Source organism: Nocardia sp. CA-119907, assembly GCF_050955995.1.
Classification (GTDB): Bacteria; Actinomycetota; Actinomycetes; order Mycobacteriales; family Mycobacteriaceae; genus Nocardia.
In genome coordinates this window covers 1,859,180-1,880,470 of the sequence record NZ_CP192091.1, presented here as the reverse complement: position 1 = coordinate 1,880,470, position 21,291 = coordinate 1,859,180, and the positions used below count along the sequence as shown (strand labels likewise).

17 protein-coding genes and 1 pseudogene are annotated in these 21,291 nt (G+C 68.9%); 9 read left to right on the top strand and 9 right to left on the bottom strand.

What is annotated here, in order from left to right; all coding sequences use genetic code 11:
• Positions 1 to 106: 106 nt before the first annotated feature.
• The 3 genes from ACQP2D_RS08610 to ACQP2D_RS08600 are packed head-to-tail and all read right to left on the bottom strand — an operon-like array spanning position 107 to position 1,531.
• Positions 107 to 565, bottom strand: a complete 459-nt coding sequence (locus tag ACQP2D_RS08610) for a MarR family winged helix-turn-helix transcriptional regulator (RefSeq protein ID WP_433683174.1) — start codon at positions 563 to 565, stop codon at positions 107 to 109.
• Positions 558 to 1,112 (bottom strand): EVE domain-containing protein, encoded by a 555-nt coding sequence (locus tag ACQP2D_RS08605; RefSeq protein WP_433683173.1) that lies wholly within the window; start codon positions 1,110 to 1,112, stop codon positions 558 to 560. The genes ACQP2D_RS08610 and ACQP2D_RS08605 overlap by 8 nt, the downstream gene beginning before the upstream one ends.
• Positions 1,109 to 1,531, bottom strand: a complete 423-nt coding sequence (locus ACQP2D_RS08600) for an SRPBCC family protein (RefSeq protein WP_433683172.1) — start codon at positions 1,529 to 1,531, stop codon at positions 1,109 to 1,111. Before ACQP2D_RS08600 ends, ACQP2D_RS08605 begins: the two co-directional genes overlap by 4 nt.
• Before the next feature lie 107 nt (positions 1,532 to 1,638).
• On the opposite strand from ACQP2D_RS08600, the gene ACQP2D_RS08595 reads away from it, so the two are divergent.
• Positions 1,639 to 1,869, top strand: coding sequence for a mycoredoxin (locus ACQP2D_RS08595; protein ID WP_433685584.1), 231 nt, complete (start codon positions 1,639 to 1,641; stop codon positions 1,867 to 1,869).
• Positions 1,870 to 1,931: 62 nt separating this feature from the next.
• Here the strand turns inward: ACQP2D_RS08595 and nudC are convergent, their stop codons facing one another.
• From nudC to ACQP2D_RS08575, 4 genes are all read right to left on the bottom strand, one after another.
• Positions 1,932 to 2,840 carry an NAD(+) diphosphatase gene (gene nudC / locus ACQP2D_RS08590; RefSeq protein ID WP_433683171.1) on the bottom strand — a complete coding sequence of 303 codons (909 nt, stop codon included), beginning with the start codon at positions 2,838 to 2,840 and terminating at the stop codon, positions 1,932 to 1,934.
• Positions 2,841 to 2,887: 47 nt separating this feature from the next.
• Complete coding sequence (locus ACQP2D_RS08585) at positions 2,888 to 3,943, bottom strand: potassium channel family protein (RefSeq protein ID WP_433683170.1); 1,056 nt, start codon at positions 3,941 to 3,943, stop codon at positions 2,888 to 2,890.
• A 119-nt stretch (positions 3,944 to 4,062) separates the two neighbouring features.
• Positions 4,063 to 8,244, bottom strand: a complete 4,182-nt coding sequence (locus ACQP2D_RS08580; RefSeq protein WP_433683169.1) for a UvrD-helicase domain-containing protein — start codon at positions 8,242 to 8,244, stop codon at positions 4,063 to 4,065.
• A gap of 73 nt (positions 8,245 to 8,317) precedes the next feature.
• On the bottom strand, positions 8,318 to 12,718 hold the full coding sequence (locus ACQP2D_RS08575) for a PD-(D/E)XK nuclease family protein (RefSeq protein WP_433683168.1): 4,401 nt from the start codon (positions 12,716 to 12,718) through the stop codon (positions 8,318 to 8,320).
• 93 nt (positions 12,719 to 12,811) lie between these two features.
• Between ACQP2D_RS08575 and ACQP2D_RS08570 the strand changes: the two genes are divergently transcribed.
• The 4 genes from ACQP2D_RS08570 to ACQP2D_RS08555 all read left to right on the top strand — a co-directional run bounded on the left by ACQP2D_RS08570 (position 12,812) and on the right by ACQP2D_RS08555 (position 16,629).
• Positions 12,812 to 13,588 carry an alpha/beta fold hydrolase gene (locus ACQP2D_RS08570; RefSeq protein WP_433683167.1) on the top strand — a complete coding sequence of 259 codons (777 nt, stop codon included), beginning with the start codon at positions 12,812 to 12,814 and terminating at the stop codon, positions 13,586 to 13,588.
• 5 nt (positions 13,589 to 13,593) lie between these two features.
• A complete protein-coding gene (locus tag ACQP2D_RS08565) occupies positions 13,594 to 13,890 on the top strand; it encodes an MGMT family protein (protein WP_433683166.1) in 297 nt (98 codons plus the stop codon).
• Between the two features lie 39 nt (positions 13,891 to 13,929).
• The gene (locus ACQP2D_RS08560) at positions 13,930 to 14,679 is read left to right on the top strand and encodes a VOC family protein (RefSeq protein WP_433683165.1); all 750 of its coding nucleotides are present in this window, start codon (positions 13,930 to 13,932) and stop codon (positions 14,677 to 14,679) included.
• Positions 14,680 to 14,841: 162 nt separating this feature from the next.
• Positions 14,842 to 16,629, top strand: coding sequence for an NTP transferase domain-containing protein (locus ACQP2D_RS08555; protein WP_433683164.1), 1,788 nt, complete (start codon positions 14,842 to 14,844; stop codon positions 16,627 to 16,629).
• A 39-nt stretch (positions 16,630 to 16,668) separates the two neighbouring features.
• Here ACQP2D_RS08555 and ACQP2D_RS08550 read toward each other — a convergent pair whose 3' ends face one another.
• Entirely contained in the window at positions 16,669 to 17,343 is a 675-nt protein-coding gene (locus ACQP2D_RS08550; protein WP_433683163.1) for a hypothetical protein, read from the bottom strand.
• A gap of 41 nt (positions 17,344 to 17,384) precedes the next feature.
• Here ACQP2D_RS08550 and ACQP2D_RS08545 point away from each other — a divergent pair.
• The 4 genes and pseudogenes from ACQP2D_RS08545 to mtnC form a co-directional block, all read left to right on the top strand.
• A pseudogene (locus ACQP2D_RS08545) lies at positions 17,385 to 17,675 on the top strand (sulfatase-like hydrolase/transferase); the annotation flags it as partial.
• Between the two features lie 109 nt (positions 17,676 to 17,784).
• Positions 17,785 to 19,470: an S-methyl-5-thioribose-1-phosphate isomerase gene (gene mtnA, locus ACQP2D_RS08540; protein WP_433683162.1), complete on the top strand. Its 1,686-nt coding sequence runs from the start codon at positions 17,785 to 17,787 to the stop codon at positions 19,468 to 19,470.
• Positions 19,467 to 20,042: a 1,2-dihydroxy-3-keto-5-methylthiopentene dioxygenase gene (locus ACQP2D_RS08535; protein ID WP_433683161.1), complete on the top strand. Its 576-nt coding sequence runs from the start codon at positions 19,467 to 19,469 to the stop codon at positions 20,040 to 20,042. Before mtnA ends, ACQP2D_RS08535 begins: the two co-directional genes overlap by 4 nt.
• Positions 20,039 to 20,722 (top strand): acireductone synthase, encoded by a 684-nt coding sequence (gene mtnC / locus ACQP2D_RS08530; RefSeq protein ID WP_433683160.1) that lies wholly within the window; start codon positions 20,039 to 20,041, stop codon positions 20,720 to 20,722. The genes ACQP2D_RS08535 and mtnC overlap by 4 nt, the downstream gene beginning before the upstream one ends.
• Before the next feature lie 32 nt (positions 20,723 to 20,754).
• Here the strand turns inward: mtnC and ACQP2D_RS08525 are convergent, their stop codons facing one another.
• The gene (locus ACQP2D_RS08525) at positions 20,755 to 21,189 is read right to left on the bottom strand and encodes a YdeI/OmpD-associated family protein (RefSeq protein ID WP_433683159.1); all 435 of its coding nucleotides are present in this window, start codon (positions 21,187 to 21,189) and stop codon (positions 20,755 to 20,757) included.
• Positions 21,190 to 21,291: the final 102 nt, after the last annotated feature.

Here is a 21,291-nt window from a genome sequence, read left to right as displayed (position 1 = left end):
CATGGCAGTGCCCGCCGACAAGTCGTGCCGCCCGGCCAGCAGCCGCCACGCGACGGGTCGCGGTGTTTCACGAGGCGGATAGCGCCACGGACGATGAGACGAGGGCCTAGCGATCGCGCAATTGCCGCAGCGCGCCTGCGAACGTCCGCGCCTGGCCGCCGAGCGGGCCGAAGAACTCGTGATCGCAGTTCTCGACCACCACCAGCGCCCGATTCGCCAGTGCCACACCGTCTTCGGTGGGGACGAGAGCCTTGGCCCTGCGGTCGTGCGGGTGGTCGCGCCGCTCGAGCAGACCCTTCTGCTCGAGCGCGCGCAAGACCTGGGAGGTCATCATCGGATCGGTGGCGGCGTACGCGGCCAGATCGCGTTGCATCACCGGCTCGTCGCGACGTGCGGCCAGATAGGTCAGCGCGGCCAGCAGGACGAACTGCACATGGGTCAGATCGAACGGGGCCAGCGCCGCCCGCTGGGCGGCCTGCCAGCGATTGGTCACCTGCCAGAGCAAGAGCCCGGGACTTTCGTCGGCCTCGGCGAATTGGGAGCGCAGACCCCGGTCCTCACTCATATGCCTCCCTTACCTCTGGTTCGTCGATCATCGCCTGTGCGATGACCGCGAAGTCGTGCGCGGTCAGTTCGACCAGCCCGCGGCGCAGCACCATGCCCCAATTCGGCGCACCGGTGAGATCCAGTTCGCCGCGCAGTTCCTCGATGGGGATCGCACGCGCGTCGGTGCGATAGTGCACCGCGCGCCGCCACGGCTGAAAGCAGCCGCCGTCCTGCGGATCCGCCTGCCAGACCGGGCGGTCGGCGATGGTGCCGATGGCGGTGAAGGAACGGATCGGGGCGCCGGATCGCATCCCCTCGCGCGGTGAGTAATAGAGGAAGCCGTCGCCGGGACGCATCCGTTCCAGCGGTGTCCGCTTGCCGTGGTTGACCTGCGCGATGCCGAGTTCGACACCACGCAGCACGTGCTCACGCGACACCACGCCGAGCCAATACCGCTGCCCGGGGGTCGTCCGATCACCCGTCATCGAATCGCTGCGCGATGCCGTATGCCCACCCATCGCCCACCCACCGCCCCTCATCGAATCGCTGCGCGATGCCGTATTCATACGAGCACCGCCTCGGCCGCCGCGACGAGGGCATCGAGATCGGGCGCGACGGACTTGGCGATATCGCCGCCCATCACCTTGATCCAGAACCAGCGCAGCGGCCCGTCGATCGAGACGGTCACCGTCACCGTCGTGCCCTCCGGACCGGTCGCGACCTGGTGGTCGAAGGTCAGGCGGGCGCCGATGAGCTCGGAGACGTCGACGAATTCGGTATCGGAGAGCCGTTCGACGAGGAACCGAACCTTGGGGCCGCCCTTCGGTTTCAAGGTGCCGGTCGCGCCCGGGGTGAACGGACCGTCGAGGCGGACCCACTCGGTGTCGTTGTTCCACTCCGGCCAGGTGGACATATCGGCCCACTTGGCGAAGAAGGCGGCGGGTGCGGCGGTCGAGGTGGCCTGTGCGGTGGCGATTGTTGTCATGGATTTAGTATGCGCGCATATTAAATCCAGCGCAAGTCCGAGGGCGGAACAGGATCGGACCGTGGAATGTTGAACGATCCGTGACTGACTTGACTCCCGCCTTGACGATGTACTCGACCACCTGGTGCGGCTACTGCCGCAGGCTCAAGAAGCAGTTGGACGAGTCCGGTATCAGCTATGTCGAGATCGATATCGAACAGGATCCGGCATCGGCCGAGTTCGTCGGCAGCGTGAACGGCGGCAACCATGTGGTGCCGACGGTGAAGTTCGGGGACGGTTCAACGGCGACCAACCCGTCGCTGGCCGCGGTCAAGCAGACGCTGGCCACGCTGGCCTGATCGGGCCGGCCACCGAATCCGTGCGGACCTCGCGGCCCGCACGGAACTTTTCTGTGCCGCGATCAGCTCTCCAGCGCCGCCCAGGACTCCACGATCGTGCGCGCGATGGAGATCGACCCCGGCAGCAGCAGCCGCGCGCCCTGGTTCTGCGCGGACCAATCGCCGACCGCCAGCGCCTCGCGCACCTCGGCGCGGGTGAACCAGTAGGCCTCGGCGATCTCGCCGTCGGAAAAGGTGAGCGGCTGATCGGGATCGGCGACGGCGGAGAATCCGAGCATCAGCGAACGCGGGAACGGCCACGGCTGACTGCCCAGGTAGGTGATGTCACGGACCTGGACTCCGACTTCCTCGAGCATCTCGCGCTCGACGCAGCGCTCCAGCGACTCCCCGGCCTCGACGAATCCGGCGAGCAGGGAGAACAGCGTCTTGGGCCAGGTGTGCTGGCGGGCCAGCAGTACCCGGTCGCCGCCATCGTGGATCAAGCAGATGACGGCCGGATCGATGCGGGGGAACTCCTCGTAGCCGCCCTCGGTGATCCGCGACCAACCGCCCTTGGTCGCGACGGTCGCGGTGCCGTCGGCGGCATGGAACCCGGCCTTGTCGTGCCAGTTCAGCAGGGCCATGGCGGCGGTGAGCAGACCGGCGGTGAGATCGTCGACGCCGCCCGCCATCGCCCGCAGATCGGTCAGCGTGCCCTGCAGTTCGGGATCGCGCACCGCCCAGACGTGTTTGCCGTCGCTGACGCCGAGAAATACCGCGGCCGGATTCGGTTCGGCGGACAGCTCGATCGCCGGTTCCAGCACCAGCGCGCCGTTGTCGAAACGGAACTGCCCGCGCTTGTTGACCCGGAGTAGTTCGGCCTCGGCCCAGCCCTCCTTCAGCGCCTGTTCATCGGTCCGGATCTCCTCGGCCCGGTCGAGCACTGAACGCGAAAGCAGCGGAACACCATTGAGCTGAAATCCTGAGGCCACGGTTCGAGACTATCGCGCCGCCGCGAACGCCAGCCGTCGCGCCGGTATCACCGGCCCGCGTGCCGGATGTACAGCAGCTTGTCGGTCGCCTCCAGCGCGTCCACCTCGGCCTGGCCCACCCGGATCAGCACACCGCCGCGCACCACGCCGAGCACGATATCGCCGAGATGCCGGGGCGAGCCGCCGACCTCGGACGGTTCCACATCGCGTTCGGCGACCGCGAAGCCCTCCTCGGGGGTCAGCAGATCCTCGATCATCTCGACCACAGTCGGGGTGGTGGTGGCGATGCCGAGCAAACGGCCGGCGGTCTCGGAGGAGACCACCACCGAATCCGCGCCGGATTGGCGCAGCAGATGGGTGTTCTCGGCCTCCCGGATGGCGACGACGATCTTGGCGCTCTTGTTGAGTTCGCGGGCCGTCAGGCTGACCAGCACGGCAGTGTCGTCACGGTTGGCGGCGACGATGACCGAGGCCGCGCGCTGCACACCGGCCAGCCGGAGCACATCGGATTGGGTGGCCGAACCGTGCACCGTCACCAGGCCCGCATTCGCCGCGGCCTCCAGTGCCACGGAATCGGTATCGACCACGACGATATCGGCGGGCTGTATGCCATCGCCGAGCATGGCGTCGACCGCGGTGCGGCCTTTCGTCCCGTATCCGACCACGACGGTGTGATTACGCACGCTGCGCCTCCAACGCTGAATCTTGAATGCCTGCCGGGAACGCTCGGTGAGTACGCCGATGGTGGTACCGACGAGCACGATGAGGAAGAGAATGCGCAGCGGGGTGATGATGACGATATTGACGAGCCTGGCCTCGGGGGTCACCGGCGCGATATCGCCGTAGCCGGTGGTCGACAGCGATACCGTCGCATAGTAAAGGGCGTCGAGGAACGACAGCTCGTTCCCGGAATTGTCGTGGTACCCATCGCGACCCACGTACACCACCAGCGCCGCGGCGAACAGCAACCCGATCGCGAAGAGCACCCGGCGCACCAGCGAAGCCCCTGGACTGGACTGGATCTCGGGAATGCGCAGCACACCGACCAGCGCGAAATCCGGGCGACTCGACAATCCGACACTGCGTGCGCGATCACCGAACACCGGACTCACCCGCCCTGGCCGAGTCGACTACCTCCGGCGTTATCTGTCTCTCCGGCACGCACCGGAGCCTACCGGGTATCGGCCACCCCACACCGCACCCACACGAACAGTCGGTGAACCTATGGTCGCGGATCATTCGGCGCGGCATTCCTGATCAGTTCGGCCAATTCGTCCGGGCCGGGCAGTGCGGCGGGCGCGATGGTGCGTCCGGTGCGCACGTAATGAAATGCGGCGCTGATGCGTTCGAGCATTTGTGCCTCGGTGCCGTGATCGCGCGCGGCCATCAATCTGGCCCAGGCCAGTCGGTAGACCGCCAGCTGCATGGCGACCGCTGGCTCGTCGGCGGGTGCGGGTTCGGCGCCTGTCTTCCAGTCGACCACGATCCAGCCGCCGCCGGGTTCGGCGAAGACGGCATCCATCCGGCCGCGGATCACCGTGCCGGCGATGGAGGTTTCGAAGGGGATCTCCACCTCGAGCGGACTGCGATGGGCCCACGGCGAGTTCAGGAACGACTCCTGCATGGTGACCAGTTCGGTGTCCACGCCCGCATCGGCGGCGCTGCTGTCCGCGCCGGGGAGTTCGTCGAAGCCGAGCAGGCGGTCGGCGGCGAACCAGCGCTGCACCCAGGCGTGGAAGGCGGTACCGCGGCGAGCCAGCGGATTCGGCGGGAACGGCAGGGGGCGGCGCAGGCGGGCGGCGAGTTTGGCTGGGTCGGCGCGCATTTCGACCAGGGCGGTGGCGGCGATCTGGCCGGGGAGTTCGACTTCCTCCGCGATGGCTTGGTCGGCTTCGAATTCGGCGAGTAGCGCGTCGACGTCGGCGGCCCAGCCGTCGGGGTCGTCGGGATCGGCCGCGTGTCCAGCGGACCGGTCGTGGGGCGGTGTGGGTTCGGAGGTCGATGAGCCGAGCTCGTCCGGGGGTGGCTCGAATTCGTCGAAAGGCGGTTCGTAGTCGCTGAGGGGCGGCTCGGGCTTGTCGGGATGCGGTTCGAAGTCGGGTGGGGGCAGCGGGAATTCGTCGTGGCCGTGCGGATCCGGCGCATCAGGGACGCTCGCGGGTGGTTGGTAGGGATCGTCGAACGGAGCGGGCGCATCGGGAAAGTCGGGCGGGGGAACGTCGGCGTAAGGGTCGGCTGACAGTACGACCGCGGCGGGACCGTCGGGGCGGGCGGCCGTTGTTTTCGGGTCGGCAAAGTTGTCGGTGGCAGGGGCTACAGTCGGTGCCATGTCGATGTCATGGGGCACAGGGTCCACGAAATCGGCTGAGGCAGTTGCTTTGTCGCGGGTTGCGGGCTGGACCGTACGGTTCGTCGCAGTGACACCTGCGGCCGGTTGTGCCGCAAGTTCGGCGAGCGCGGCGCGAACGAGGGAGGCACCCTGTTCGATGGGGTCGCGGCGGTTGCCGAGGGGGTCGCGGGGCCATTCGGCGGTCGCGGGGTTATCGGTGAAGGGGTTGACGGCGTCGACGTCGGGGGCATCGTCCCAGCGGTCGATGGTGACCGCGCCATGCGCCGGGCTATCCGGCGCTTCGCTGGCATGTTTGAGTTCCAGGAGGAAATCCGATGGCCCTTTCGGGGCGGTGCCGGTTTCGGCCCAGTGGTGGGCGGAGACGAGCAGGACGCGCTCGGTTCTGGTGAGGGCGACGTAGAACAGGCGGCGGTCTTCGTCGATGCGGCGGCGATCCAGTGATTCCTTGTGCGACTTGATCGCTCGCTCCAGGTCCGCGCGGTCGTAGAGGTCCGACAGGTCGAGGACGGGGACGCCCTCGGCGGCATCGTCCTGTTGGCGGTCGCCGCGCAGCGCGGTGGGGAGTTCGGCGAGCGCGCCGAGCCAGGTGCCCGAGGCCGCGCCGGAGGGGAAGACCCCGCGGGTGACGTGCGGAACCGCGACGATCTCCCATTCCAGTCCCTTGGCCGCGTGCACGGTCAATACCTGGACTCGATCCCGGGCGACCTCGACCTCGCCCGGCTCCAAACCGTTCTCGACCGACTCGGCGGCGGCGAGGAAGGCGAGCAGGCCACCGAGCGATGCGCCGGAATCGCTGGCATATCCGGCGACCACCTCGGCGAAGGCGTCCAGATGTTCGCGTCCGGCACCGGCGCCGACCATCGCGCGACGGGCCTGCGTCTCCACGCCGACGCCGATGGTGCGTTCCACATCCGCGACGAGTTCGGCGAGTGGTTGGCCGCTGCGTTCCCGCAGTGCCGCGAGTTCCCGGCCCAGTGCCACGATGCGCAGGAAACCGGATTCCGAATACTGTTCCCGCGGACCGGGATCGGCGATCGCATCGGCCAGACCGGCCTGTTCGGCCGGTTCCGGCGCCACCTCGCGCAACGCTTCAGCGAGGGCGGTGGAGTCGGTGATCTCATCGACCTCATTGCCGTGCAGGCGGCTGATCGACAGATCCCTGGCGCGGCGGGCGAGTGCGGCGAGGTCGGCGACGCCGATGCGCCAGCGGGCGCCGGTGAGGATGCGCAGCGCGGCGCTGCCCGCACCGGGTTCGGCGATGAGCCGCAGGGTGGCGACGATATCGGCCACCTCCGGAGTGGCCAGCAAACCGCCGAGACCGACGATCTCCACCGGAAGTCCTTGTTCGCGTAGGGCTTCCGCGAGCGGAGCGGCATCGGCATTGCGACGCACCAGTACGGCCGAGGTCGGCGGAGCCGCTCCCGCTGCACGCTTGGTCGCCCATTCGGCCGCGATCCGGCCCGCCACCCAGTTGCGTTCGTCGGCAACGGTTTCGGTGAGCGCCATGGCGACGACACCCGCCGCGGCGTCGGGTTTCGCGCGCAGCGCGTCGACGGTGACACCGCCGCTGTCGATGGCATTGCGGCGCAGTGGTTCGGCGACCAGATTCGCCAGGGCCAGCGCTTCCGGCGGATTCCGCCAGCTGGTCAGCAGTGGCAGAATCGGCGCGGGAATGCCAGGGGCACTGGGGAAGTCGGTGGCGAATCTGGGCAGGTTCGCGGCGGACGCACCGCGCCAGCCGTAGATCGACTGCATCGGATCACCAACAGCTGTCACCGCCAGTCGCTGTTCGCCACGACCGGTTGCCCGTTGCTCCGCATCCGACCGATGCTCCCGCATCGCACCGCCGTCACTCCGGCGAACGGCGGGGTCGGCCTGGTGGGAGCCGGAGTCGCCTCCGCCGGCGTCGGACACACTCCGGTGCGAGCCGGAGCCGCCTTCACCAGCGTTGAACTCACCTCGGGTGGAGCCGGAGCCACCCCCACCAGCGTTGAACTCACCCCCGTCGGAGCCAGGGCCGCCGGGGCGAACGTCCCGGTCTTTCGGCGCATCTGACGACGAGGGACGATCAGCCTCGGTGTCGGCGGTGGACTTGGATGGGGCGGTGGCCTTTCGCGACCGTTTGGTGTGCGGTTGCGGTGGCGATCCGCCGAACAGTGCTGCGAGCAGGATGCGTTGGGCGTGGCCGGTGTCCTGGTATTCGTCGAGTAGGACCAGGCGGAAGCGGGCGCGTTCGGCGGCGGCGACCTCGGGATGTTCGGCGGCGAGGCGGGCGGCCAGGGACATCTGGGCGCCGAAATCCAGTGCGCCGCGGCGGCGCAATGCCTCGGCCAGCTGCTTGACCAGGGGCAGCAGCGCGACGCGTTCGCGCTGCACCTGGACGATGTTCTGTAGTGCCTGGCTCGGTCCGCCGCGTTGGCGCGGCCCCGCGGGCAGGGTGTGCACCAGTTTTTCGAGTTCGGTATGGGCCTCGGCGAGTTGTTCGGGCTCCACCAGGTGTTCGGCGAGCTGACCGGACAGGGCCAGCACCGCCTCGGTGACCGAGACCGGGGTGCGTTCGGTATCGAGGTCACCGTCCCAGTTGCGGACCACCTGGTGCGCGAGTTGCCAGAGCTGGGTTTCGGTCAGCAAGGTCGCCGAGGGTTCCACCGGCAGCAGCAGGCCGTGTTGGGTGAGCAGTCGCCCCGCATACGAGTGGTAGGTGCTGATCTCGGGTTCGGCCCCGGAGAGTTGAGTGCGCAGCTCACCGCCGGTGTCGAGTTCGCGCAGCAGTGGCGAACCGGCCAGCCGGGCCAGCCGGGTGCGGATGCGGGAGGTCAACTGCTGGGCGGCTTTTCGGGTGAAGGTCAGACCGAGTACCTCATCGGGCAGCACCAGGCGGTTCGCGACCATCCACACCACGCGGGCGGCCATGGTCTCGGTTTTGCCCGCGCCCGCACCGGCCACCACCAGCGTCGGCCCGGGTGCGGCCGCGATCACGGCGGCCTGCTCGTCGGTGGGCGGCGGGAGGCCGAGCGCCTCCGCGAGCCGGTTCGGCGAGACGGTGCCGCTCATGCCTGCGCCTCGCTGACGCTCGGCTCCGGCAGGCGCGACGCGCGCTGGCACATGGTTCGCTCACTGCGTTCGCTCACTCGTCGGTCACCTGTCTTCCGGTGTCCTGGACGGGGCAACAGCCCGCCACCGAGCAGTGCCTGCAGCCGTCATTGCGCATGGCGAGGTAGCTCGGGCCCTGGGTGGCGGCCGCGGCATCGTGAATTGTGCCACGCCATTTCTCGAGCGCCTCGGCGTCGAGGGCGGGTTGCATGCGTTGGGTGGCACCCTCCTTGCTGCTCGGTTTGGCGACGTAGACCAGTCGCGCGCCACCGGGTTCGGCCGCGGATGCACCTGCGACAGTGTCGGATTCATTGCGCCCCGAGCCGGATTCATCGCGCGCACGATCCGATTCATCGCGCGCACGATCCGACTCCACCGCGATGTCGAGTGCGCCAGCGGCGGCGGCTACCTGATAGGTCGCGAGTTGGGCATGGTCGGCGGCGGCCTGCTTGGTGACCGGCGACTTGCCGGTCTTGACATCGACGATGACGAACCGTCCGAAGGCGTCGCGCTCGAGCCGGTCGACCCGCCCCCGAATCCGCACGGCGCGTTCATCTTCGGTGCGCGGGGGCAGCACACAGTCGACCGGTACCTCGACTCCGGCCTGGGTCAGCTCACCGCGGGTATTGTGCACCCAGGCCATGAACGTCTCCAACATGGCCTCGGTGCGGCGCAGTTCCTGGCGCGAATGCCAGCCGGTGCCGGGATCGATGGCCTGCCAGGCCCGGTCCAATGCCGCGCGGACCTGCGATTCGGGCACCTTGCCCGCCAGCGCCTGTACGAGCGTGTGCACCAGATTGCCCTTGACGGCGTGCGGGTTGTCGCCATCGGTGCCGCCGTGACGTTCCAGCGCCCAGCGCAGCGGGCAGGTGCGCAGCAGCTCAACGGTGGACGGGGAGAGGGCGACCGCGGTGTCGTCCTCGTTCCAGAGCGAACGTGAGGAGCTGAGATCGGCGGTGCCGTACCACTCGTCCGGATGCGTACCGGGCACACCCGCGTGCGCCAGCCGGGCCAGTTGATGCGCGGCGCGGCGCCTACGCGCCGGATCGGCCTCGGAATCGCAGACCACACCGCGCAATTCGGCCACCAGCGCATGCATGACCAGGGCCCGCCCCGGATCGGCGATCGGCAGTGCGCCGGGTTCGCTGTCATCGTCGTGGCCGAGGAGTTCGGCGAGGAATCGGGACGGCACCAGATCACGTTCGCCCGATACCGATTCCACCGCGGTGACCAGCAGTGAGCGCCGGGCCCGGCTGCACGCGACCAGCAACAGCCTGCGCTCCTCGGCCATGATCGGGGCCGCACGGCTGACCACATCACCCGCGTCGACAATGCCCGCGGTGAGGTCGACCAGATCCTCGGTCTGCAGCAGGGTGCCGCGCGGGCGCGGATTCGGCCAAATACCTTCCTGTACCGCGGCCACCGCGACCACATCCCATTCCCGGCCCGCCGACGCGTGTGCGCTGAGCAGCGCGACCGCATCCCCCGGCGCGGTCAGCGACCGGGTGTCGTGCGGAATCTCCTGCTGCACAAGGTATTCGACGAAGCCCTCGATACTCGCGCGCGGTAGCCGGTCCACATAGGCGGCCGCGGCGTCGAACAATCCGACCGCGGCATCGAGGTCGCGATCTGCCTGCATGCCCGCTGCCCCGCCGCGCTCGGACTGCGCGACCCAGCGCCGCTCCAGCCGCGATCCGGTCCACAGCGCCCAGAGCACATCCTCCAGACCGGCACCGCGGCGCCGGGTCTTGGCGGCCCGGTCGAGTGCGTCGAACACCCGCTTCAGCGGTGCGGCCTCGACATCGGTGAGCCGCTGCATGATTCGGCGGTCCGCACGCCCGACCAGCAGATCACGCAGCACCTCGGCGGAGGATTTGTCGACATAGGAGCGCCAAGTGTCGGCCGGGTCGGATTCGGGCCCGGCCGATCCGGTTTGCCCGCCATTTCGCGGCTGCGCGCCACTCTGATCGGCTCGCCGCCCGACCCCTTCGACATCGTCCGGAAGCGATTCAGCCTCATCTGATCCCGTAGGTCCGTCACTAAATCGCGGCCCCGCGCCACCCAGATCGGCACGCCGCCCGACCCCTTCGACGTCATCGGGACTCGACTCAGCCTCGTCCGATCCGGTAGGTCCGCCACTATATTGCGGCCCCGCGCCACCCAGATCGGCTCGCCGCCCGACCCCTTCGACGTCATCGGGACTCGACTCAGCCTCGTCCGATCCGGTAGGTCCGCCACTATATTGCGGCCCCGCGCCTCTCTGATCGGCTCGCCGCCCGACCCGTTCGGCGTCCTCCGTACGCGATTCGGCCGCATTCCGATGGGCAGTCGCGCCACCGTTGGGCTCGTCCACGCGGTCCGCGCCATCGAGGGCCTCTTCGGCATCGCGGTCGACGGCGCCAATGTCCGCTGTTGTCGCGCTGTCCGATTCGTACTCATCGGCGTCTGATTCTGGACGCTCGCCCTGCCATTCGGACTCGCGCAGACTCCATTCCGGCTCGATGCCGTACCAATCCGCATCGTCGGCGATCCGTTCGGCTTCGCCGATGCTCCGCTCGGCCGTCGCCACGTTGCGCCGGACGTCGCTTCCGCCGGGCTCCCCGAACGCGCCCTCCGCATCGGCAATCCGGTCGGCTTCACTGATGCTCCGTTCAGCCGTCGCCACGTTGCGCCGGACGTCGTCATCGCCGGGCTCCCCGAACGCGACATGGGCCTCGTCCGGCGGCAGATCCGCCTCGTCGGGCGGGAAGTCTCCGGCAGCGTCCGGTGGGAAATCCGCAGCGGCCCAATCAGGTTCACGGTCGAACACGGAACCCGCGGACCCCGCGGCGGTCTTGATCTCACTGCGTGCGGACTCCAGCACACTGCGCCGGATACCGCGACGCAATCGACGCAGGGTGATCTGATCGGCTCCGCCGAGCGGTCCGGCCAAGAGATCCAAGGCGTCCTCCGCCGAGAACATCGCCTCGGCCGAGCGCCGTCGCCCACGCCGCTGTGCTTCCTCGGCCAACACCGCCCGCAGCGCGAGCAGCATCCAGGCCGCACCGCGCCGTCGAGCCAGTGGCGCGTCCAACGCGGGCTGCTGCACCGGCACTCCGGCCGCGAGCAGGGCGCGGCGCAGCGGTGCCAGCGACAGCGGCACCGAGCGGACGATCACCGCCATCCGCGACCAGGCGACGCCGTCGGTGAGGTGGGCGCGGCGCAAATGGTCGGCGATCAGGGCGGCCTCCTTGGCCGGGGTGGCCAGCACCCGCACCCGTACCTCGGTGCCGTCATCGGTTGGCTCGACCGTATGACCGGGTGCCGAAAAGCGCTGTGGCGCACTGCCGGGCAATTTCGCGGCGATCCGCGCGACGGCCAGTTGTACCTGGCCGCCCGATCGGTGGTTGTCCCGCAGGATGATTCGCTGTCCGTCCGGCGCCGCCAGATCGGCGATGAAGCGCGCGTCCGCACCGCGGAAGGCGAACACACCCTGATCCGGATCGCCCGCGACGACCGCGGTGTGCGCGGCGGTGCCCATCACCTCGACCAATAGCGCCGCCTGCGGATCCATATGCTGCGCATCGTCGACCAGCAGATATCGGATCCGATTCCGTTCGGCCGCGAGCAGATCGGCGTCACCGGCCAGCGCGTCCAATGCCGCACCGACGAGTTCGGCCGCGTCCAATGCCGGTGCGGTCGCCTCGGGCGCCTCCACCCCGACCGACCAGCGCAGCAGCATCGACTGTTCGTATCGGACCGCGAATTTGCCCGCCGCCACCCACTCCGGCCTACCGTGCTCGCGGCCCAGCCGCACCAGATCCTCGGGACCGAGTCCGCGTTCGGTGGCCCGCAGCATGAGATCGCGCAACTGTTCGGCGAAGCCGCCGAGGCCGAGCGCGGGCTGCAACCTTTCCGGCCAGAGGTTGCCGGCCCCGGCCGCGATATCGGTCAGATCGCCGCGCAGCATTTCGCGCACGACGGCATCCTGCTCGGCACCGGTCAGCAAACGCGGCGGCGGATTTCCGTGTGCGCTGGCATGTCTGCGCAATACCGAGAACGCGTAGGAGTGCAGCGTGCGCACCAGCGGCTCCCTGGTGGCACCGGGCACACCGCCCTCCGCGGTGTCCGGACCGCTCAGCCGCGCGGTGATCGCGTCGCGCACCGCACTCGCCGCCTGCTTCGAATGGGTCAGCACCAGCACCGATTCCGGATCGGCGCCCGCGGCGATGCGCTCGGCGGCCAGATCGATCAGCAGCGCCGTCTTACCGGTGCCGGGGCCGCCGAGCACCTGCCAGGGCCGCCAGCCCGGCCGAATCGGGCCGACGAGGGCGGCGGCGTCGAACAGCGCACGGACATCGGCACCCCAGACCAGAGCCGGGGGTGCCGCCACATTTCGGCGAACAAGTCGCACCGCGCTATCCGATCGCACCACGCGGGCTATTGCAACAGACACCCCCGACACGCCACGCGGCCGATTCACGCCTCGGTGAGGTCGAACACACGCCTCGCTCTGCGATGGGTTTCGATATACGTCAATATAGGTCCTGTGTCGCCTCTTCATGTGTATCGGTACGGACCCATCGACGGGCCGAAAGTCCTGGCCCTGCATGGTGTGACCGGTCACGGCAAGCGGTGGGAGGAACTGGCGACCCGACATCTGCCCGATATCCGGATCATCGCCCCCGACCTGCGCGGACACGGCCGCTCGCCCGCGCTGCCGCCGTGGAACTTCGAGGCCATCGTCGAGGATCTGGTCGAGCTGCTGGCCGCAGAGGCCGACGAGCCGGTGGTGGTGGTCGCGCATTCGTTCGGCGGAGCTTGCGCACTGCACCTGGTTCATCACCATCCGCACCTGGTGCGCAAACTGATCCTGCTCGATTCGGCCATCGCGCTCGAGGCGGAGCGCCTGATGGATATCGCCCTGTCCAGTCTGGCCTCACCGGACTACGACACCATCGAGCACGCGCGTCAGGACAAGATCTCCACCGGCTGGGGCGAGGTGGAGCCGCGCCTGCTCGACGCCGAACTCACCGAACATCTGATGCCGACCGCCGACGGCCGCGTCGGCTGGCGGATCAGCCTGCCCGCCATCAATTCCTACTGGGGCCAGCTGGCCCGGCACTATGTGCTGCCTCCCGCGGACCTGCCGACGGTCCTGGTGCAGGCCATGAAGGTGGTGCCGCCCTTCGTGACGCCGGAGTTCCGGGCCGCGCTCACCGAACACCTCGGCGCGAATCTGACCATGCTCGAATGGGACTGCGATCATATGGTCGCCCAGGCCCGTCCGGCCGAGACCGCGGCGCTGATCCGATCGGTACTGTGACTCGGATGGCCACCACCGATGCCGAGGTCGAGCGGGTGCGCGCACTGGTCGCGACGGTGCCGACCGGCCGAGTGGTCACCTACGGCGATATCGCCGCGGCCGCCGGATTGTCCACCCCGCGCACGGTCGGCTGGATCATGCGCACCGACTCCGCGGATCTGCCATGGCATCGGGTGATCGGCGCGAGCGGCCGCCCCGCCGCCCATCTGGCCGATCGCCAGCTGCGCTTGCTGGCCGCCGAGGGCGTCCCGATCCGCGACGGTCGAGTGGACCTGCGCACCGCGCGTTTCCCGCTCCCGTAAACGGTTCCGCCGCCGTCGAGCGGCGGTTACCGTTGAGTCATGTCCACCCGCCTGGCGTGTGTCGCATTCGATGCGGACCGGCCCCGGTCCGTCGCGGACTTCTGGGCCGAGTTGCTGGGCTGGGCGGTGACGATCGAGCGCCCCGACGCGGTCGACGTGGCGGCGCCCGATCCGGACGGCCTCGACCTGACCCTGACCTTCCGGCCGACGACGCGTGCCAAGGGCAGCAAGAACCGCATCCATCTGGATCTGGCCAGTCGCTCACTCGATCACCAGCGGGTGCAGGTCGACCGCGCGCTCGCGCTGGGGGCCCGCCGCATCGATATCGGCCAGGGCACGGTGCCGTGGGTGGTGCTCGCCGATCCGGAGGGCAACGAATTCTGCGTGCTGGAACCTCGGGAGGAGTACGTGGACACCGGTGCGGTGGCCGCCATCGTGGTCGACACCGACGACCCGGTGCGGCTGGCCGAGTTCTGGTCCACCGCCTCCGGCTGGCCGGTCGCCCACGGCGGCGCGCAGGTGGCAGGGCTGCGTTCGGCCACCGGACTCGGCTGCTGGCTGGAATTCATCCGCACGCCCGATACCGAGCGCGGCCGCAATCGCGTCCATCTCGACCTGGCGTTCTTCCCGGCCGACGATCCGGCCGCGGAGTTGGCCCGGCTACGCGCGGCGGGCGCCACCGAGATCGGCCCGGAGGTCATCGGCGGCGCATCAGGGCGGGTGCTGGCCGATCCGGAGACCAATGAATTCCGGCTGCTCCGGCTGGCCCCCGACTATTCGGCGGTGTAGCGGGTGCGACGGCCCGCTGGTCGCCCGCGGCACCCGGCCCGCCCCGGATCCGTGCCGGCGACGAATTAGCATGTCGGCCATGCTTGCCCACCCGTTGCCCGACCGCCATCCCGCATCGAATCGCGACACGATGCCGCGGGCCATCGCGCCGGGCGCCGGCCGGTGACCGCCGCGGACGCGATTGTGCTGGCGGGCGGGCGCGCCAGCCGGATGGGCGGCGTCGACAAACCCGCCATTGTCATCGGCGGCCGGACCATGCTCGATGCGGCGCTGGCGGCGGTGACGTCCTGTCGGCGGACAGTTGTGGTCGGACCGCATCGGCCCGAACTGGACCCGGAGATCATTCAGGTGCGTGAGGTTCCGCCCGGCTCGGGTCCGGTCGCCGCGGTGGGAGCCGGGCTGCGCGCGCTCGGTCCGACCGCCGCCCCGCTGGTGGTGGTGCTCGCGGCGGATCTGCCGTTCCTCTCGAAAACGACAGTGCCGGAACTGATTCGGCACGGCACTGAATCCGGTGCGGACGCGGTCTTCGCGGCCGATGAATCCGGCCGGCCGCAGTATCTGATCGGCGTATGGCGGCGCACGGCACTGGCGGGCGCGCTGGCGCGGCTGGAGTCGCTGATCAACCAGCCGATGAAGGCGTTGATTCCGGCCGATACGATCACCGTCACCATGGCGGGTATCGCCGATTGCGATACCGAAGAGCAGGTGCGCCGAGCCCGGCTGGCCTGGGATGCCGGTGTTACGGCGCCGAGTGCTCGTCCCACACCCTCGAAGACCGTCGCCGGTACCCCGCTGCCCCTCGATGAAGCACGGAATATCCTGCGCACCACCATCTCTCGACTCACCGATTATCGGGCCGAGCTGGGCTCGGTGCGCGGTGCCACGCTGGCCGCGCCGCTGACCGCGGTCGGGCCGCTGCCGCGCTTCGACGTCTCGGCAATGGACGGCTACGCCGTCTCCGGTGACGGTCCGTGGCAATTGCGCCGCGATATCGGCTTCGCGGGCGGGCGGCGGCCGGTCGGATTGCTCTCCGGTGAGGCGGTGCGGATCGCCACCGGCGCCCATGTGCCCGATGGCACCACCCGGGTGCTCCGTGACGAATTCGCGCGGATCGACGAGGACCGAACACTGCACCGACTACCGGATTCCCCGCTGCGCGAGGATATTCGCCGCCGTGGCGAGGACCGCGACCGCGGCGATCTGGTCGCCCCCGAAGGCACCGCCGTCACCGCGGCGCTGATCTCCGCCGCGGCCAGTGTCGAGGTGACCGAGGCGCTCGTGCGCGGTCCGGTCCGGGCCCGGATCATCATGACCGGCGACGAGATCCGCAGTACCGGCCCGCTCCAGACCGGCCAGACCCGCGACTCGATCGGGCCCATCCTGCCGGATGTGCTGTCCTGGTACGGAATTCGCACCATCGATCGGGTGCACCTGCGCGATACTCCGCGCGGTTTCGACGAGGTGCTCGGCGCCGCCGACGAATGCGATCTGCTCGTGATCGTCGGCGCCACCGGCGGTGGGGCGGCGGATCAACTGCGCGGCGCCATCGCGCGCGCCCGGGCTCGAATCCTGGTGCACCGCTTGGCCATCCGTCCCGGCGGATCCTCTATTGTCGCCGAACTGGCCACTGGCACAACGGTTCTCGGTCTGCCCGGCAACCCCTTCGCGGCCCTGGCCGTACTCATGGCCCTGTCCCCCGCCCTCGTCGAAGGCCGGACCGGCGGCCATCCGCTGCGTCCGCTGGTCGGACCGCTGCACAACGCGAGCGCGATCTCCGGACCCGTCACCCGCATCGTCCCGGCCCGCATTGCCCCCGACGGCGGCTGGCTGGGCGATCCGCAGGTCCGCACCACCCATCTGGGCGGCCTCGTCGACCGTGACGGCTTGGTCATCGTCGCGGCTCAGGCCACCGACGACGATCTGGTCGAATTCCTCCCACTGCGTGTGTAAAGAATCGACATTTCTTCTTCCACTGCTGATGTCCGCTCGCTATTGTGGCGTTGTTAGGCGAATCCAAATCACTTCGGAAAGGACCGAGTGGAGATGGCTGAAAAGTCGAAGAAGACGCCTAAGAAAATGCCCAAGCAGATGGAGCGGCAGCAGCAACAGCAGCGCCAGGAGGGCATGAACCGATCCGGCTCGTTGAGCGATCGCGACCGGATGGAACAGCAGCGTCAGGACCAGGGCTCGGAACGGCGCAGCTCTGAACAGCGCCGACCCGGACAGCACTGATCTGAAACGGGCCGCCGGATCCTGCACGGACCGGCGGCCTGTTTGTGCGCACCCCGCTCCGCGCCGGTTCTTTCCGGCTCCGGACTCTGAATACTGCACTGTATTTCGGCCGATCATCCCATAAACGTTCGACGTGTACTCGCGAATGCACTGCGCGCCGTTCGAATTACGCACGGCCACGCGCCAGCGCCGCTTTTCGTCGTCGAAAATACGAAATACATTGCGGGCCGCCGTGTGGGAATTACAACCGAGGCGCAGCAGCTCCGGGGCATCAGGACTCGAGGCGCGGCAGGCCGGATCGGGAGTGGGGACGGCATCGAGGAGACGGCGAGTGTAGTCCGCCCGCGGCGTGGCGAAGACCTCCGCGACGGGGCCGATCTCGACGACGGAACCCTGGCGCAGGACCACCACCCGCTCGGCGATCTGGTGCACGACCGCGGGTCGTGGCTGATGAACAGGCAGGTGACGCCGCCCCGCTGTGCTCACCATCGCGCGCCTCGCTGCTGACCGGAATCAATGCCCACCGTGCGGGTTTCGGCTTCGTCGCGAATGCGGACTCCGGATATCCCGATCTGCGACTCGAACTCGCCGACGATGTGCTGACGCTGCCGGAAATCCTGCGCGACAACGGCTATGCCACCTATGCGGTCGGCAAATGGCATCTGGTCCGCGATGCCACGATGAATCCGGCGGCACACCGGGATTCGTGGCCCACCCAGCGCGGCATCGACCGCTACTACGGCTCGCTGGAGCGACTCAACTCCTCGGAATGACGCCGGCAGCCCCCGTCGGCCGGATTTCCGCCGCCACCGGCTGTCCGATACCGTTGACCAGGGACAACACCCCAACCCGCCGGACCGAAGGATGCGCCTGATGGACGACAGTTCCCTGATCTGGGACGACGGTGCGCTGATCACCATCGACCAGCGTGAACTGCCGCACACGGTGCGCGAGCTGCGGTTGACCACCGTCGATGAGGTCGTCGACGCGATCAAGACGCTGGCCATCCGCGGCGCGCCCGCCATCGGTATCGCCGGTGCGTTCGGGGTGGTCATCGCCACCGCCGCGCATACGACCGGCGGCGTCGTCGATGTAGCGCGGGCCGAGGCCGAGGCCGCGCGGATCGCCGAGGCCAGGCCCACCGCGGTCAATCTCGCCTGGGCGGTGCGGCGGGTGGTGCCCAAGGTGCCACTCGGCGCGGACGCGGTACTCGCCGAAACCCTGGCCATGCTGGCCGAGGACGGTCGGGTCAATCGGACCGCCGCCACCCATGCCGCCGATCTCGTGCAGCAACTGTGCCCGGACCGGCCGCTGCGGGTACTCACCCACTGCAATACCGGGCGACTGGCGACCAGCGCCTTCGGCACCGCGATCGGGGCGATGCGGGTGCTGGCCGACCGCGGGGCGATCGAGAACGTCCTGGTCGACGAGACCCGTCCGCTATTGCAGGGCGCGCGGCTGACGGCCTGGGAGCTCGCCGAAGCGGGCATACCGCATCGGCTCACCATCGATTCGGCCGCCGCCTGGGCGATGGCGACCGGTCAGGTCGACTGTGTGCTGGTCGGCGCGGACCGGGTGACCGCCAATGGCGATGTCGCGAACAAGATCGGCACCTATGGGCTCGCGATCGCGGCCCGCCACCACGGCATTCCGTTCATCGTGGTGGCGCCGGAGTCCACGCGTGATCCGAAGACGGCGACCGGCGCCGATATCGTCGTCGAGCAGCGGGCGGCGGCGGAGGTGACCGGATTCGGTAGTGTCGCAACGGCTCCCACCGATACCGAGGCCTTCAATCCGGCCTTCGATGTGACGCCGGCGGAATTGGTGACCGCGGTCGTCACCGAACTCGGTGTCGTGCACGGCGCGAATGCCGCACCGGCCGAAGGTGATCCGGGTGCGGCCATCGCCGATATCGCGCGCGAGCTGTACGGCCGCGGCTGGATGCCGGGCACCGCGGGCAATATCTCGGTGCGCACCGACGACACCGCGGTCATCACCGGCAGCGGTCTGTCGAAGGGCGAACTGACCGCGCGGGACATGGTGACCGTCCGCATCGCGGACTCCGCGCCGGTGTCGGACCAGCAGCGCAAACCCTCGGCGGAGACCACGATTCACACGGCGGTGTACCGAACCACCGAGGCCACCGCCGTCGTACACATCCATCCGCCGTACGCGACGACCGCCGCGACCCGCTCGGGCTCCCCCGATGCGGTGACCACCCTGCGCATCGCCGACTACGAACTCATCAAGGGCCTGGTGGCCAAGCAGCCGGACGGCAGCTACCCGACCGTGCTGGATCTCCCCGTCTTCCCGAACTGGCCCGACGTCGCGCGCATCGGCACCGATATCGAGCGATATCTGCGCGAGAACCCCACCGCGGCACCGGTATTGGCCATCGCGGGGCACGGAATCACCACCTGGGGGGACAATCTCTCTCAGGCACGCGACCGCGCCGAATGCCTCGAGGCCCTGTGTGAGCTGGTGGCCGGCACCGGCCGTCGACAGGCCTTCGTCTCACGCAATCCGAACGAGATCACCGAGATTGGACTGACATCATGACGCTGCTGCAGGTTATGGCCGCCGACAATGCCGATAAGGTCCTGCTGCGCACCACCGACGATGCGGTGATCGCCGCCGAATTGGCCACCCGGGGAATCACTTTCGACCGTTGGCCGGTGCTGGACAACGCCACCGAAACGGCATCGGAGCAGCTGCTGGCCGAATATGACGACCGGGTCACCGAACTCAACGCCTCCGGCCGGTACAAGCATATCGATATCGCCCGGATCCACCCCGACGACGCGAACCCGGAGTGGCCGCAGATCGCCAAGGGCGCTCGGGAGAAGTTCCTCAACGAGCATCGGCACGCCGAGGACGAGGTGCGCTTCTTCGCCGCCGGACGCGGCTGCTTCTATCTGCATCTCGGCGACGAGGTCGTGGCGGCGGTCTGCGAAGGCGGCGACCTGCTCTCGGTGCCAGCGGGCACGCTGCACTGGTTCGATATGGGCACCCGCCCCGACTTCATCGCCATCCGATTCTTCGAGGAGGCCGACGGCTGGGTCGGCGATTTCACCGGTGACCCCATCAGCGCGGGTTTCCCCACCCTCGACCAACTGCTGACCGCCTCGTGATCGCCGCCGTCGTCGTCGATATCGAGGGCACCACCAGCCCGACCAGCTCGGTGCGCGAGGACCTGTACGGCTACACTCGAGCGCGCCTGCCCGAGTGGCTGGCCGAAAACCGGACGGGCGCGGCCGCTTCCATTATCACGGCCACCCAGGAACTCGCCGAACGCCCCGATGCCGATACCGACGAGGTGGCCGCGATCCTGCGCGACTGGCTCGGCTCGGATGTGAAGGCCGAACCGCTCAAGGCGGCGCAGGGCATCATCTGCGCCGAGGGCTTCCGCAATGGCGCGCTGCACGGCGAATTCTTCCCGGATGTCGCGCCCGCCCTCGCCGCCTGGCACGCCGCTGGCCTGGCGCTCTACGTCTACTCCTCGGGATCGGTACGCAACCAACAGGATTGGTTCACCTTCGCCCGCGGCGGCGAGCTGGCATCGCTTATCAGCGGCTACTTCGACCTGTCCAGCGCGGGACCGAAGCGCGAAGCTGCGTCGTATGCGAAGATCGCCGGTGCCATCGGCATATCCGTCGACCGCATCCTGTTCCTGTCCGACCATCCGGACGAACTCGATGCCGCGGTCGCCGCGAGCTGGTCGGCCACCGGCGTCCACCGTCCCGGCGAGCCGAATCCCGCACGGCCCCCGCATCATTGGATCGCCTCTTTCGCGGAGCTGACCCTGCCCTGAGGTATTCGCCTGCCGCGCTGACACTTTGACGGCTAGCTGGCCGCCGCCACCGCCTGCTGGATCCGTCGGGACCGAGTGTCCGGCCGCTTCGCCGCGATGACACCGGTGACGAATTCGCGGCGCGCCGTGAACGACAGTGCGTCGAATGCCGCGCGCACTCCGGCGTCCTCCAGTGCGGCGGCCAGGTCCGCGGGGACTTCGACCGTGCGCTCGACGTCGTCGCGTTCCACGGTGACCTCGACCGTATCGCCGGGCTGCTTACCCAGTTCGGTGCGGATCGCTTTGAGCATGCCGAGGCACGGTCCCGCGCCCATGGTCGTGATGGATCCGGTGTAGGAGATACCGTCGAAACCGGCGCGGACGGGTATCCGGCCGCCGCCTCCGAGCGCCGCGATGACCTCGGCGGGCACCGCGACGTAGGCACCGCCCCGGGCGGCGGGCTCGATGGTCGCTTCGAATCTGTGCATGCGCCGAACAATAATCCGCGGATGCGGTAATCGCCGAAACTATTGGCAAATCTGTAGCTAATAGCGAAGCGGGTCGTGAAAATGGTGTGCACGCAGCCGTTG

Coding starts and splice junctions, on each gene's coding strand:
- ACQP2D_RS08610 (WP_433683174.1), bottom strand. CDS start 565: ATGAGTGAGGACCGGGGTCTGCGCTCCCAATTCGCCGAGGCCGACGAA.
- ACQP2D_RS08605 (WP_433683173.1), bottom strand. CDS start 1,112: ATGAATACGGCATCGCGCAGCGATTCGATGAGGGGCGGTGGGTGGGCG.
- ACQP2D_RS08600 (WP_433683172.1), bottom strand. CDS start 1,531: ATGACAACAATCGCCACCGCACAGGCCACCTCGACCGCCGCACCCGCC.
- ACQP2D_RS08595 (WP_433685584.1), top strand. CDS start 1,639: ATGTACTCGACCACCTGGTGCGGCTACTGCCGCAGGCTCAAGAAGCAG.
- ACQP2D_RS08580 (WP_433683169.1), bottom strand. CDS start 8,244: ATGAGCGGCACCGTCTCGCCGAACCGGCTCGCGGAGGCGCTCGGCCTC.
- ACQP2D_RS08565 (WP_433683166.1), top strand. CDS start 13,594: ATGGCCACCACCGATGCCGAGGTCGAGCGGGTGCGCGCACTGGTCGCG.
- ACQP2D_RS08560 (WP_433683165.1), top strand. CDS start 13,930: ATGTCCACCCGCCTGGCGTGTGTCGCATTCGATGCGGACCGGCCCCGG.
- mtnA (WP_433683162.1), top strand. CDS start 17,785: ATGGACGACAGTTCCCTGATCTGGGACGACGGTGCGCTGATCACCATC.
- ACQP2D_RS08535 (WP_433683161.1), top strand. CDS start 19,467: ATGACGCTGCTGCAGGTTATGGCCGCCGACAATGCCGATAAGGTCCTG.
- ACQP2D_RS08525 (WP_433683159.1), bottom strand. CDS start 21,189: ATGCACAGATTCGAAGCGACCATCGAGCCCGCCGCCCGGGGCGGTGCC.